Raw genomic sequence first — 14,423 nt, 5'->3', positions numbered from 1 at the left:
GGCAAAGGCCGTCACCGCCGCCGCCGCAATCAGCCACGGATGGGCCGAGCCGACCTGTATGGCGAACACCGTGGCGGCGGCGCATCCCAGCAGCGTCCCCAGCACCCGCTGGACGCCGCGCGTCTGGGTCTCCATCAGGCCGGGCTTTAGCACGATCATCGCCGTCATCGGCGCCCAGGCCCAGTTCTGCAGATCAACCGCCCAGGCCACGCCCATGCTGATGCCGACGGCGGCGGCAGCCCGCGCCATGTGGCTGATCAACAGCTTGTTTCCGGGCGGCGGGGGCGCAGGCGTGCTGGGCAGACGCGCCGCCGCCTTGGGGAATATCCACGCCAGCAGCACGACCAGACCGATCTGCGCCGCGCTGCCGACCAGCACCCCGACCCCGCGCAACAGGGCCTGATCCAGCGGCCCGGCGTAATAGCCCGCGATCAGCATGGCCGTGACGCCCTGCAGCACCACCCACCAGACGTCTTCTTCATACAGGGCGATGGCCGCGCAAACCGCCGCCCCGATACAGCCCAGCGTCAGCAGCAGCCACGGAATCTGCCCCGCCAGCGTCCCGACCAGAGCCGCAATCATCAGGCCCAGCGCCGTACCGATCATCGCTCCCCAGCGACGCCCAACCAGGTCGCGCGACGCGGCCAGACCGACGACCAGCGCCGCCCCCGCCGCGATGGCGCCCTGTGTTGGCATGCCCAGCAGCATCCCGCCCGCCAGCAGGATCGGCATGGCGGGCATGCACAGGGCCGCCTCGCGCCAATAGAAGGGACGCCAGTGGCGCAAGGTCCGCTTGGCGACAGCCGCAGCCCCCATGTCAGATGCCGCTGCCCTGATCTTCGACCGGCGGCGGGGTCAGCAGCAGGAAGGCCCTGATCCATGCCGTCAGCACGGCCCGGTCGTTGGGCCGTTTCAGACTGTCGATCGCCTCATCCGCGACCAGATGCGGGATGCGGTCGCCGCGCCGTCCCTCGATCAGGGCGGCGGCGTATTCCGGCTGAAACTCAGGATGACACTGGAACGAGATCGCATCCTCGCCCCAGGCCAGACCGGCGTAGGGCGTGAACGCACACGACGCCAGCACCCGCGCATCGGGCGACACCGCCACGACCTGATCCTGATGCGAGACGGGAATGGAAATGGCCTGAACACGCGGATGCATCCACGGCTCTCTGGCCTGCACCTCATAGCGGTGCAGCCCCACGCCCCAGCCCTTGTGCGATTTCTCGACCACCCCGCCGAAGGCGTGGGCCAGCACCTGATGGCCGAAGCAGATGCCCACCAGACGGGTCTGCCCCCGCGCCGCCCTCAGCCAGTCGACCAACTGCGGAATCCACGGCAGGTCGTCATAGACCCCCGCCGCCGATCCGGTGACGATGGCCCCCTGAAACGCGGACGGATCATCCGGCAGATGGCCCGCCTGAACATTGAACCGCGTGGTCGGCACCCCTTCGCCCAGCAGGGCGCGGAAACGGGCGGGATAGTCGTCGAAGTCATCCTTCAGGTGTTCCGGCGGATGGCCGGTTTCCAGGATCGCGATACGGGTCATGCCGTCACCCTAATGCGCCGCATCAGAAGGTCCAGACCTCTGAGCGCCCGCCCGCATCACCCAGCGCCTTTGACACCCAGCCGCAGATTTCATCCGCCGCCGCCTCAGCCCCGGCGGGTGGGTTGACCACCACCATGGCGCAGCCGTTCATCTTCATCGGATTGATCAGGGGCCGCAGGCGCGCCTCGGCCACCAGCGTCGGCCCCGCCCTGCCCTGAAGCCTGCGGATGAAGGCGTCGAACGTCTCCAGATCCTTCAGCGGGGTCCAGATCGCTACCGTCGCCGACGGATCACGCCGTACGATGGCGACCGCCGCCTCGGCCGAGCGGATATAGTCGTCGGGCTTTTCAAACGGCGGGTCGATCAACACCAGCGGACCGCGCACCTTGCCGGCCTCAGCCGTCACGGCGTCATAGCCGTCGCCCTCGCGCGCCTCGGCATTCGCCCGTCCAGCCAGCGCCTCGGCCAGCATTTTACGCACCGGCGGGTTCAGCTCAAACCCGACATAGCGTCCGCCGTCGGTCAGGGCGTCGGCGATCAACAGGGGCGACCCCGGATAGAAGCGCACGCCGCCGTCCGGGTTCAGCCGCGCCACCTCTGCCGCCAATTCATCCATCAGGGGAGTACGCCCCTCTGCCGTCATCAGTTTCGCAACCCCGGCCTCGGCCTCTTTGGACCGCACGCCATCGCCCGACAGGTCGTACAGCCCCGCCCCGGCATGGGTGTCGAACACCGTGAGCGCCCCCGCCTTCTGGCGCGTTTTCAGCAGCCACAGCACCAGGGCGTGCTTGACCAGATCAGCAAAGTTTCCGGCGTGAAAGCTGTGGCGATAATTCATCCCGCCTCGTCCCCCGACAGGCCCTCGGGGTCAAGCGGAACTCATCCCCGCCCCAGTCAAGCTTGCAGAATAACTGATAGCGAACCTCACTCCGCGATATGGGCGGCATCGCCACTGTATCGACGCACCAAGGCTTTGACCTTTCAGGAAAACCTGAAAACAGCAACCTTCGATTGAAGCGATCCTATCAGCGAAACCCAGAAAAACCCATTTGGGAGATAGGATTTATTCCCCTCATCTCCGACAGCGCCGTTTCGCGCAGGAGGGGATCATGACCATCACGCCTACGCCGACAGTACGCCGACTATTATCCAGCGTGGCCATCGCCGCCTGCATCGCCGCGCCGACCTTCGCGCACGCGGAGGATGAACCTCAGTCTCAGTCGTCCCGCTCGAACGCCACACAGGGAGTGGCCAGTCTGGGCGACATCGTCGTCACCGCACGCCGCCGCGATGAACGCGCACAGGACGTGCCCATCGCCTTGACTGTGGTGAACGAGGAACTTCTGGACCGCACCGGCGCCTATAACATCGGCCAGATCACCCAGTTGGCGCCCAGCGTCCAGCTGCTCAGCTCCAACCCACGCAACACCGCCATCACCATCCGGGGGCTGGGCGCCAGCTATGGTCTGGCCAACGACGGGCTGGAACAGGGCGTCGGCATCTATGTCGATCAGGTCTATTACGGCCGCCCCGCCACCGCGACGCTGGACTTCGTCGATCTTGACCGGATCGAGATCCTGCGCGGACCGCAGGGGACGCTGTTCGGCAAGAACACCACCGCAGGCGCCCTGAACATCACCACCCGCGTTCCGTCCTTCACGCCCGAAGGTCAAACCGAGTTGAGCTTTGGCGACTATGGTTTCCTGCAGGGCAAGGCCACCTTCTCCGGCCCCATTATCGAAGACAAGGTCGCAGCCCGGTTCTCGATCGTGTCCACCCGCCGCGACGGCCTGCTGGACAATGTCACCGTGGGCCGCAAGCAGAACTCTCAGGAATCGATCAGCCTGCGCGGCCAGTTGCTGTTTCAGCCCACGGAACAGCTGCGCGTGCGCCTGTTCGCCGACTACGCCGACCTGACGCCGGTCTGCTGCACCCAGGTCTATGTCCGCGTCGGACAGACGCTGAAGCCTGCGTCGCTGCAGTTCCCGGCCCTGGCCGCAGGCCGCGGCTATACGCCCGCCAGCACCAATCCCTACGCCCGCATCGCCGACGTCGACAGCCCGATCCAAGCCGACCAGATCCACCGCGGCGTCTCGGCCATCGTCGACTATGATTTCGGCTGGGCCACCCTGACCTCGGTTTCCGCATGGCGGGCCTGGGACTGGGGACCGAAAAACGACCGCGACTACACCGCGCTGGACATCACCCGCCAGTCGGCCAACCCGTCGTGGCAGGATCAGTGGAGCCAGGAACTGCGCCTGTCTTCCAACGGTTCAAACCGCATCGACTGGACTGTCGGCCTGTACGCCTTCCATCAGGCGGTCGAGACGCACGGCGTCACCGAATACGGCAAGGACGCCGCCTACTGGCTCATCCCTGAGTACCGGGCCACGCCTAATGCTCCTTTGCAAAGGGTGCCGGACTCGCTTCTAGACGGCTACAAGGTCTTCAACGACAGCCGGATCGAGACGGATTCCTATGCCGTCTTCGGACAACTCACCTGGAACATCACGGATCGCCTGCACCTGACGCCGGGCCTGCGCTACACCAAAGAGGACAAGTCCGGCTGGTACAACGCCACTACTAGCGGCGGCCTCGTGACCAACAACAGCGATTACACATCCCGTCGCCTCGGCATCGCACGGGCCCAGAGCTATAGCGCCGATCTGTCGGACGATGATGTCTCGGGTCAGGTGTCGCTGGCCTATGACGTCAGCGACGACATCCTGACCTATGCCAGCGTCGCACGGGGCTACAAGTCGGGCGGCATCAACATGGCGGGCATCCCGAACCTGCCCAGCGGCCAGCCGTCCCTGACCAATGCCGTGGTCAAGCCAGAGGTGGTCACCACCTACGAACTGGGCCTGAAGACCCAGTTGTTCGACCGCCGCGTCACCGCCAATCTGGCCGCCTATCGCACCGATGTGAAGGATTATCAGGCCAATGTCGTCGACAGCGGCCCCAGCGCCCTGCGCGGCTACCTGGCCAATGCGGACAAGGTGGTGATTCAGGGCGTCGAACTGGACGCCTTCGCCCGCCCGAACCAGAATCTGGACCTGTATGCCAACGCCGCCTGGACGGATGCGAAATACGACGCCTTCACCAACGGCCCTTGCCCGCTGGAGCTGATCGGTTCGACCACCGTGGCCTGCGATCTGTCCGGCAAGAAACTGCCCGGCGTTTCGCCCTGGGCGGCGTCCATCGGCGCCGAGCTACACGGCAAGGGCGGCTTTCTGGGCCATCCGGGCGAGTTCTATGGCGGCGCCGACGCCAGCTATCGCTCGACCTACAACTCGGACGCCTCGGTTTCCCGCTACACCCAGATCGACAGCTATACGATCCTGAACCTGCGCGCCGGTTTCCGCGCCGAGAACGGCTGGGAGGCCTTCGTCTGGGTCAAGAATGCGCTGGACGAGAACTATCTGCAGTTCGTCAGTGTCCAGTCCGGCAACTCCGGTCTGGTCATCGGCAACCCCGGCGACCCGCGCACCGTGGGGATCACCCTGCGGGCGCGCTACTGAGGCCATTTATTAGATCACCAGCATCTCAGGCCCCGCGCCTGGGATGCTGTTTTCCTGAACATAGTCGCCAGTTGAAAAAACATCGCTCCGCGAATAGACTGCTCGGACAATCTGGAGGTCCGTCGCGTGAGTGTATCCGCCGCCTTCCTGCGCCTAGCTGTGCTGATCGCCCTGTTCGGCATCGGTCTTGGCATCTTCATGGCCTTCTCTGGACAGTTCGAACTGGTGTCCGTCCACGCCCACATCAACCTTTTGGGCTGGGTGTCGATGTTCCTGTATGGCCTGTTCTATCGCAGCTTTCCCACGGCCGAACGCGGCTGGTTAGGCCGCGCCCATTTCGGGTTTTCGACGATCGGCTTCCTGCTCTTCGTCCCCACCCTGACCGCCATCAAACTGGCAGGGCCTAGCCTTCCCTCAGTCCTGGGCGGCGCAATCGCCGCGCTGCTGGTTCTGATCGGCGCCGTCCTGTTCACCGTGGTCGTTTTTAGACACACGGGCCGAGAAGCGACGCCGACCTGAGGCGGCAACTGATGGATCAGGCCGACTTGTCCCAGTTCAGAACCACCTTGCCCGACTGACCCGACTTCATGGCCTCAAAGCCAGCCTGATAGTCAGAATAGTCGAGGCGGTGCGTGATCAAGGGGCTGAGGTCCAGACCGGCTTTCAGCAGGCCCAGCATCTTGCGCCACGTGGTGAACATCTCGCGCCCATAGACGCCCTTGATCGTCAGGGCCTTCAGGATGATCGCGCCCCAGTCCGTCTCCATCGGCTTGCCGGGAATGCCCAGCATGGCCATGCCGCCGCCCATGATCAGGGTGTCGACGCACTGTTTGAAGGCGATGGGCGAACCCGACATCTCAAGCGCCACGTCGAAGCCGACCTTGAGGCCCAGTTCCTTCATCACGTCGTGGATGTCTTCCTTGGTCGTGTTCACGGTGCGCACGCCCGGCGCCACCTTTTGCGCCAGGTCCAGACGGAAGTCGTTGATGTCGGTCAGCACAACCGTCCGCGCGCCCGCATGACGCGCCACGGCGGCGGCCATCATGCCGATGGGACCGGCGCCGGTGACCAGCACATCCTCACCCAGCAGGTCGAACTGCTGCGCCGTGTGAACCGCATTGCCGAACGGGTCCAGGATCGAGCCGATCTCATAAGGTACGTCGTCAGGCAGTTCGATCACGTTGAAGGCCGGGGCCACGACATATTCGGCAAAGGCGCCCTGACGGTTCACGCCGATGCCCATGGTCGCCGGGTCCAGATGGAAATGCCCGGCGCGCGCGGCTTCTGAGTTCAGGTCGATGACATGCCCCTCAGCCGAGACGCGCTGCCCCACCTTCAGGCGACGGTCCACGTCCTTGCCGATGGAGACGATCTCGCCGGCGAACTCGTGGCCGGTGATCATCGGGGTGGGCACGTTCTTCTGGGACCACTCGTCCCAGTTCCAGATGTGGATGTCGGTGCCGCAGACGGCGGTGCGGTGCACCTTGATCAGCACGTCTTCCGGTCCCGCAACAGGGATCGGCGCGTCAATCAGCTCAAGGCCGATGCCGGGCGCAGTCTTGGCCAGGGCTTTCATTGTATCGGTCATCAGATCACTCCTCATGGCAGAGGCCCCACGCCGCTCGCCAGAAAAACTCCCGTCGCTGAAACCGGCCATCGCGCGACGAGCGATGCCCTCAGGACAGGCCCGAGGGTGACGCCGAAAAACGGCTAGATGACGCCCAGTTCCCGCCCGGCCTTGGTGAAGGCCGCAACCGTCTGGTCGATCTGGTCGAAGGTGTGCGCCGCCGACATCTGCGTGCGGATGCGGGCCTGACCGCGCGGCACGACGGGGAACGAAAAGCCGATCACATAGACGCCCAGTTCCAGCGCCCGCGCTGCAAAGTCCTGCGCCAGTTTGGCGTCGCCCAGCATGACCGGAATGATCGGATGTTCGCCATCCAGCAGGGTGAAGCCCGCATCCGCCATCGCGCCGCGATAGCGATGGGCGTTGGCCGACAGGCGCGTACGCAGGGCGTCGCCCTCTTCGCCCTGCGCGATGCGGATGGCCTCAAGGCTGGAACCACAGACGGCGGGTGAAAGTGCGTTGGAGAACAGATAGGGCCGCGCGCGTTGTTTCAGCAGTTCGACCACCGACTTCTTGGCGCAGATGAAGCCGCCCATGGCCCCGCCCAGCGCCTTGCCGAAGGTGCCGGTGACGAAGTCCACCTCGACCCCGTGATGCGCGAACGATCCGCGTCCCTTCGGACCCAGGAAGCCCGTCGCATGGCAGTCGTCCACCATGATCAAAGCATTATATTTGTCCGCCAAGACACGGATTTCATTCAGCTTGGCGATATAGCCGTCCATCGAGAAGGCGCCGTCGGTGGCGATGATGATCTCGCGCGCGCCCGCCTCGCGGGCCTCCTTCAGGCGGGTCTCCAGCTCATCCATGTCGGAGTTGGCGAACCGATAGCGTTTGGCCTTGCACAGGCGCACGCCGTCAATGATTGATGCGTGGTTCAGACTGTCCGAAACAATAGCGTCGTTCTCGCCGAACAGAGGCTCGAAAATCCCGCCATTGGCGTCAAACGCGGCGGCGAACAGGATGGCGTCCTCGAACCCCAGATAGCCCGCGACGGCCGATTCCAGCTCTTTGTGGATCTCCAGCGTGCCGCAGATGAAGCGCACGGAGGCCGTGCCCGCCCCCCACTTCTGCTGCGCCGCGATCCCGGCCTGAGACACGCGCTCGTCGCCCGCCAGCCCCAGATAGTTGTTGGCGCAGAAGTTCAGAACGTCGCGCCCAGCAACCTGAATCACCGGCCCCTGACGCGAGGCGATCACGCGTTCAGGCTTGGTCAGGCCCTGCGCATCGATGTCTGTCAGTTCGCTGGCGACGCGGTCATAAAAGGATTGGGTCATGACATCCGCCCTACGCGCAAATTGCGCACGTTTCCACCTTCAATCAGGTCGCAGGTTGAACGGCTGACGCACTGCGGATCGGGCTGACGCGAATCTTGCCGCCGCAGGGCTGGAAGGCGAAGCCCAGGCTGATCCCGGCGGTGTCGCCCGGCGCCGTGGCGCGCATCGTGGCCACATTCGGACAGGTCTTCTGACCCGCCGCCTCGTTCGGCACCACATTCCACGCCACCTCGAAATAGGCCTTGGCCTGGGGCGCCAGATCGACCGGCGTCGGCGCCTGTCCCTGACGGAAATAGCTGCCGGGGCTCTGGTCCGCCCGCACCGAAGTCACCGCCTGCCCGCGCGCATCCAGCAGGGTCACCCCCGGATAGCCGGTCAGGGTGCAGGCGCTGGTCCCCACATTCTGCAGACTGAAGTTCCGCACCCGGTTACCCATGCCCGCATCGCCATCTTCCGCCACCATCTTCAACTGCGGCCCCTTGCAGGGCGCAGAGGCAGGCAGCACCCCGCCCTGCGCCGGGATCGGCGTCGGTTCAGGAACCGGCTGCGGCGGCGTGATCCCGCTGGTCAGGTCGGGTGCGGTCAGGGGCCGCGCGCAATGTTCCAGCACCGACACGGCGACCTCTTCATTGGGCGACAACAGGCTCAGAGTCGCGACTTCGCGCCCGTCGCGGCTGGTGGTCCACCATTCCACGCCCGAGCCGACATAGCGCGCGCCGCTGGCCGCCTGAACATTGCGCAGCACATAGTCCTGCCCCTTGTAGGTCATCTGGGCCGAGGCCTTGTCGGGATAGCGCGCCTCGATGGTCACGCCGCTGTCGCAGGCATAGTTGACGGCCAGCGCCTCTGACGGCGCCTGCGCCTGCCCGTCATCGGGCGCCGTGGGCTGGTCCGGCGCAGCCTGCTGGCAGGCGCTGACCCCGATCAGGGCGGTGATGGCGACGAAGGCGGTCAGTCGATGCAGCATGGTCAGGCTCTCCCCTTTCGCCCCTTAACGACGTCGTCGCTGAAAGGCTCCGCTTTCAATGATCGCCGGTTGGCGTCTCCATCAGTTCGATCAGCACCCCGCCCATGTCGCGCGGATGCAGAAACACCACCGGCGTCCCGTGCGCCCCGATGCGCGGCTCGCCCGTGCCCAGAATAGTCACCCCCTTGGCCCGCATCTCGGCGATGGCGGCGTGGATGTCGGCCACCTCGAAACAGACATGATGTTGGCCGCCCTTGGGGTTCTTGGCCAGAAAGCCGGTGATCGGGCTGGTCTCGTCATAGGGTTCGATCAGTTCGATCTGGGCCGTCGGCGTATCGACGAAACAGACCTTCACCCCCTGCGCGGGCAGGTCGAACGGCTCGCCGATCTTGGTCGCGCCCAGCACGTCGCGGTACAGCCGGATCGAGTCCGCGATGGACGGCGTCGCCACGCCGACATGGTTCAGGGCGCCGATCATGGCTTGTCCTTGTTGGGCGCGGGCTGGGCGTAACCCAGCCGCTGGTTCAGCTTCTCGATCAGGTCGACCGCCGTGTCGGCGATGGCCGAGCCGGGCGGATATCCAGCAGCGGCTGCACGTCTGAGGGTGGGATCACGCCGCCGACCACGATCATGATGTCCGGCCGGCCCAGCTTCTCCAGCTCGGCCTTCAGTTCCGGCACCAGCGTCAGATGCCCCGCTGCCAGCGACGAGGCGCCGACCGCATGGACACCCTTCTCCACCGCATCGCGCGCGGCTTCTGACGGCGTCTGGAACAGACTGCCCGCCGTGACGTCGAAGCCCAGATCGCCATATCCGGTGGCGACCACCTTCTGGCCCCGGTCGTGCCCGTCCTGCCCCAGTTTGGCGATCAGTATGCGTGGCGGCCCGCCGTCGTTCTCCACGAAGGTCGCCACCATGTCGCGCGCTCGGGCGAAGCGCGGATCCTTGCCCGCCTCCTTGGCATAGACGCCCGACACCGTCTGGACCGTCGCCACGTGACGCCCGAAAGCGGCCTCCAGCGCATCTGAAATCTCGCCCACCGTCGCCTTGGCGCGCGCGGCCTGCACGGCCAACTCCAGCAGGTTGGCATTGCCTCGCGCCCCATTGGTCAGGGCCTCCAGCGCCGCATCGGTCGCCGTCCGGTCGCGCTCGGCCCGCAACCGTTTCAGCTTGTCGATCTGGGCGGCCAGCACCGCCGCATTGTCGACCTTCAGCATCGGAATGTCGTCGACGACGGGGTTCAGATATTTGTTCACCCCCACCACCGTCTGCTGGCCGGTGTCGATCCGGGCCTGTGTCCTGGCGGCGGACTCTTCGATCCGTAGCTTGGGAATGCCCGCCTCGATGGCCTTGGCCATGCCGCCCAACGCCTCGACCTCGGCCATGTGGGCGCGCGCCCGCATCGCCAGTTCGTGGGTCAGACGTTCGACGTAATAGCTGCCGCCCCACGGGTCGATCACCCGCGTCAGCCCCGTCTCCTGCTGCAGCAGGATCTGCGTATTGCGCGCGATCCGAGCCGAGAAGTCGGTCGGCAGGGCCAGCGCCTCGTCCAGCGCATTGGTGTGCAGGCTCTGCGTCTGACCACCCGCCGCCGCCATGGCCTCGACCATGGTGCGCGAGACGTTGTTGAAGACATCCTGCGCAGCAAGGCTCCACCCGGAAGTCTGACAGTGCGCCCGCAAGGACAGCGACTTGGGATCAACCCCGCCTTCCCTGCGCACCGCTTCGGCCCACAGCAGGCGACCGGCACGCATCTTGGCCACCTCCATGAAATAGTTCATGCCGATGGCCCAGAAGAAGCTCAGGCGCGGCGCGAACCGGTCGATCGGCATGCCTGCGGCCACCCCGGCCCGCAGATATTCGATCCCGTCCGCCAGCGTGTAGGCCAGTTCAATATCCGCCGACGCCCCCGCCTCCTGCATGTGATAGCCGGAGATGGAGATGCTGTTGAACTTGGGCGTCTCCTGCGCCGTCCAGGCGAAGATGTCGGCGATGATCCGCATCGAGGGTTCGGGCGGATAGATGTAGGTGTTGCGCACCATGAACTCCTTCAGAATGTCGTTCTGAATGGTCCCGGTCAGCTTGGCGTGCGGCACGCCCTGTTCTTCCGCAGCGACGACATAGAGCGCCAGGATCGGCAGCACCGCCCCGTTCATCGTCATCGACACCGACATCTGGTCCAGCGGGATACCGTCGAACAGGGTCCGCATGTCATAGATGCTGTCGATGGCCACGCCCGCCATGCCGACATCGCCCTTCACCCGCGGGTGGTCCGAGTCATAGCCCCGGTGCGTCGCCAGATCGAAGGCGATGGACAGGCCCTTCTGCCCCGCCGCCAGGTTGCGGCGATAGAAGGCGTTGGATTCCTCGGCGGTCGAAAAGCCCGCATACTGCCGGATCGTCCACGGATTGCCCGCATACATGGTCGGATACGGCCCGCGCATGAAGGGCGCGAACCCCGGCAGGCCGTGAAGCTGCTCCAGCCCGTCCAGCGCCTGCGCGCCATAGGCCGTCTCGACCGTCAGCCCCTCGGGCGTCAGCCACGGATCGCGCGTCGGTCCCTGCCCCGTCGCGCCGAGGTCCAGGTCGATCTTGCTGAAATTGGGAAAGCTCCCAGACGCGCTCATTGGGCCGCCTCCTCAAAGGCTGCGGCGAAGCGGATGGGCGTCAGCGGTTCGCACACACGCGTGACTGTCACCGCCGGTTCCCCCCCCGCTTCGACCGGCGCCGACCGCACATCCGCATCCACATATTTTGTCACGCCGATGATCTGGGCCGCACCGTTCTTCAACGCCGCCTCACGCACAGCCCGCGCACGGGCGATGCGCGGCTGGATCACCCCGCCCTTCAAGGCTTCGATGACGCCACCCTCGGCCTCAATGGTCTGGAACTCGGTCCAGCCCGCCAGCGCCAGATCATGGGTCCGTGCGTCCAGATACCAGCTGCCCGCCGCCGGATCATCGACCCGGCCCAGATTGGCCTCTTCCATCAGCACCAGTTGCGTATTGCGCGCCTGTCTGCGGGCAAAGGCGTCGGGCCGCCCGGTGGCGCGGGTGAAACCGTCCAGCACCACCACGTCCGCCCCGCCGACCGCGCCTCCAAACCCGGCCGCCGTCAGGCGCAGCAGGTTGGGCCACGGATCACGCGCCGACAGCATCCGCCGCGACGACCGCGCCTCGATGATCGCCTGCGTCTCCACGCCGAACGCGCGCGACAGGTTCGCCCAGATCAGCCGCATGGCCCGCACCTTGGCCAGGGCGTCGAAATATTCCTGATCGACCGACAGGCCGATGACCACGCCCTTCAGCGCCGCCTCGACCGACAGGCCCGCCTCAACCGCCGCCTTCACGTAGGCGACCGCGCTCGACGCCGCAAAGGCCAGTTCCTGCGCAGCCGATCCGCCCGCCTCATGGGCCACGCGTCCGCTGGCCAGGAACAGGCTGGCGTCGGGATAGACGCCCGCATGACGCACAGCCGCTTTAGCCGCCGCGCTCAGTTCATCGTCTATCCCGCGCGGCGATCCACCCGCCTCCGCAAAGGCCGAGATCGGGTCCAGATGGAAGCGCAGCATGGCGCGGGGCGAACCCTTGGCTACAGCCGCCAGCGCATCCGCCGCCTCAACGCCCGCGAACCCGGCGTCCAGCGCCACGGGCGCCAGTTCCAACGCCACGCCCTGCAACGCCCGGTCCAGCGTCGCCACATCCGCCAGAACCCCGCCGCTGAGCAGCACAGAGGCTGCGCCTTCCTGCAGATCGGTCAGGACGGCGGCGTTCACCGCTTCCGCGTCGTCGCCCTCGACCTGAGTGCGCAGATCCCATGCCCGTCCTTCGGCGTCCGATGGCCGAGGCGCGAACACCGGCTGCACCCCAGTCGCCCCGGCGTACAGCGGCCGCGTCACCAGTTGGTCCGCATCTAGATGCAGCAGCGATTCAATCGGCCGCTCTTTCAGCGCCTTCTGAGCCGCCTCACGCCATTCAAGCGGCGTGGGCGTAGCGAAGGATGACATCACCCGAACTCCACCAGCACATCATCCGCCGCCACCGGATCGCCGTCCTTGGCGCCGACGGCCTTCACCACGCCGTCGCGCTCGGCCTTGAGTATGTTCTGCATCTTCATGGCCTCGATGATGGCCACGGTCTCGCCGGTCTTGACCTCCTGGCCCACCACCACCGGGATCGACACCACCAGACCCGGCATTGGGGACAGCACCAGTTTCGACGTATCCGCCACCGCCTTCTCCGGCAGGCGGGCGTACAGTTCGGCGACGTGCGGGCGCAGCACCCGCACCCGCGCCTTGGCCGCGCGGTGGCGAATGTCGAAGCCGTCGGCGACGCGCTTGACCTCAGCGGTGAACGCCTCTCCGTCCAGATCGGCCTTGAACTGGGCCAGACCGGGCCGCCAGTCGATGTCCGACAGGCGGATGTCACCGCCGCCCGTCAGGGTCAGGATCATCTCCTCGTCCTCGTCATAGGACAGGCCGACGCCGTGCGGGGTCTTGTCGATCATCACGATCCAGTCGGTGCGCTCCGACGGGTCGCCGTCCTGTTCGGCAATCACCTCGTGCATCGCCAGGGCCGAGGCGATCAGGATGCGTTCCTGCATCTGCGTCGGGCGCAGACCGTTAAAGCCGTCCGGGAACTCGTCCTTGATATAGCTGGTCGACAAGTTTCCCGACTTGAACCGGTCCTGATCCATCACCGCCGCCAGGAAGGGCACATTGTGGCCCAGCCCCGCCAGATGGGTGTCCTCCAGCGCACGGGCCATGCCCTCGACCGCATCCTCGCGCGTCTCGCCCCAGGCGCACAGTTTGGCGATCATGGGGTCATAGAACATGCTGATCTCGTCGCCCTCGCGGACGCCGGAGTCGTTGCGGACGGTATAGCCCCCCTGATCACCCTCCTCTGGCTGCTCATAGCGGACCAGCCGCCCGATCGAGGGCAGGAAGCCGCGATAGGGGTCTTCGGCGTAGATGCGGCTTTCGATGGCCCAGCCGTTGATCGACAGGTCGTCCTGCGCAAAGGCCAGCTGCTCGCCCCAGGCCGAACGGATCATCTGTTCGACCAGATCGACGCCGGTGATCAGTTCCGTCACCGGATGCTCGACCTGCAGGCGGGTGTTCATCTCCAGGAAGTAGAAGCTCTTGTCCTGCCCCGCGACGAACTCGACCGTGCCTGCCGAGTCATAGTTCACCGCCTGCGCCAGAGCGACGGCCTGCGCCCCCATGGCGGCGCGGGTGGCTTCGTCCAGCAGAGGCGACGGCGCCTCTTCGATGACCTTCTGGTTGCGGCGCTGGATCGAGCATTCGCGCTCGAACAGGTGGACCACATGGCCGTGCTTGTCGCCCAGCACCTGAATCTCGATGTGGCGCGGGTCGATGATGAACTTCTCCAGGAAGACCCGGTCGTCGCCGAACGCGTTCAGCGCCTCGGCCTTCACCGCCGCGAACCCTTCGGCCATGTCGTCGTCGGAATGGGCCACGCGGATG

11 protein-coding genes and 1 pseudogene are annotated in these 14,423 nt (G+C 65.9%); 2 read left to right on the top strand and 10 right to left on the bottom strand.

The genetic code is table 11. The features are described 5' to 3' along the window. From QZ281_RS05335 to rlmJ, 3 genes are all read right to left on the bottom strand, one after another. Positions 1-816: FUSC family protein (locus QZ281_RS05335; protein ID WP_292225581.1), on the bottom strand; the 816-nt coding region annotated here is incomplete at its 3' end. A 1-nt stretch (position 817) separates the two neighbouring features. After that, on the bottom strand, positions 818-1,549 hold the full coding sequence (locus QZ281_RS05330; RefSeq protein WP_292225577.1) for a type 1 glutamine amidotransferase: 732 nt from the start codon (positions 1,547-1,549) through the stop codon (positions 818-820). 22 nt (positions 1,550-1,571) lie between these two features. Next, complete coding sequence (rlmJ, locus tag QZ281_RS05325) at positions 1,572-2,387, bottom strand: 23S rRNA (adenine(2030)-N(6))-methyltransferase RlmJ (RefSeq protein WP_292225574.1); 816 nt, start codon at positions 2,385-2,387, stop codon at positions 1,572-1,574. Between the two features lie 271 nt (positions 2,388-2,658). Here rlmJ and QZ281_RS05320 point away from each other — a divergent pair, with 271 nt between their 5' ends. Beyond that, the gene (locus QZ281_RS05320) at positions 2,659-5,070 is read left to right on the top strand and encodes a TonB-dependent receptor (protein ID WP_292225572.1); all 2,412 of its coding nucleotides are present in this window, start codon (positions 2,659-2,661) and stop codon (positions 5,068-5,070) included. Between the two features lie 126 nt (positions 5,071-5,196). After that, positions 5,197-5,589, top strand: coding sequence for a hypothetical protein (locus tag QZ281_RS05315; protein ID WP_292225569.1), 393 nt, complete (start codon positions 5,197-5,199; stop codon positions 5,587-5,589). A gap of 16 nt (positions 5,590-5,605) precedes the next feature. On the opposite strand, the gene tdh is transcribed toward QZ281_RS05315, so the two are convergent. From tdh to QZ281_RS05280, 7 genes and pseudogenes are all read right to left on the bottom strand, one after another. Continuing rightward, positions 5,606-6,646: an L-threonine 3-dehydrogenase gene (gene tdh, locus QZ281_RS05310; RefSeq protein WP_363297456.1), complete on the bottom strand. Its 1,041-nt coding sequence runs from the start codon at positions 6,644-6,646 to the stop codon at positions 5,606-5,608. Positions 6,647-6,780: 134 nt separating this feature from the next. Continuing rightward, a complete protein-coding gene (locus QZ281_RS05305; protein ID WP_292225563.1) occupies positions 6,781-7,971 on the bottom strand; it encodes a glycine C-acetyltransferase in 1,191 nt (396 codons plus the stop codon). Positions 7,972-8,014: 43 nt separating this feature from the next. Further along, positions 8,015-8,938, bottom strand: coding sequence for a DUF4232 domain-containing protein (locus QZ281_RS05300; protein WP_292225560.1), 924 nt, complete (start codon positions 8,936-8,938; stop codon positions 8,015-8,017). A gap of 55 nt (positions 8,939-8,993) precedes the next feature. Next, a complete protein-coding gene (gene mce, locus QZ281_RS05295; protein WP_292225558.1) occupies positions 8,994-9,416 on the bottom strand; it encodes a methylmalonyl-CoA epimerase in 423 nt (140 codons plus the stop codon). Then, positions 9,413-11,565 (bottom strand): annotated as a pseudogene (gene scpA / locus QZ281_RS05290) (methylmalonyl-CoA mutase). Before scpA ends, mce begins: the two are co-directional and overlap by 4 nt. Continuing rightward, the gene (locus QZ281_RS05285; protein ID WP_292225555.1) at positions 11,562-12,944 is read right to left on the bottom strand and encodes a methylmalonyl-CoA mutase family protein; all 1,383 of its coding nucleotides are present in this window, start codon (positions 12,942-12,944) and stop codon (positions 11,562-11,564) included. The pseudogene scpA and the gene QZ281_RS05285 overlap by 4 nt, the downstream one beginning before the upstream one ends. After that, positions 12,944-14,423, bottom strand: a 1,480-nt coding sequence (locus QZ281_RS05280) for a biotin/lipoyl-containing protein (protein ID WP_292225554.1), incomplete at its 5' end; no start/stop codon positions are given. The genes QZ281_RS05280 and QZ281_RS05285, both read right to left, overlap by 1 nt.

It is taken from the genome of Brevundimonas sp. (genome assembly GCF_018608325.1).
In the GTDB taxonomy this organism is placed as follows: Bacteria; Pseudomonadota; Alphaproteobacteria; order Caulobacterales; family Caulobacteraceae; genus Brevundimonas.
Note: the sequence above shows the minus strand (reverse complement) of the source record. Positions and strands in the feature narration are given on the sequence as shown.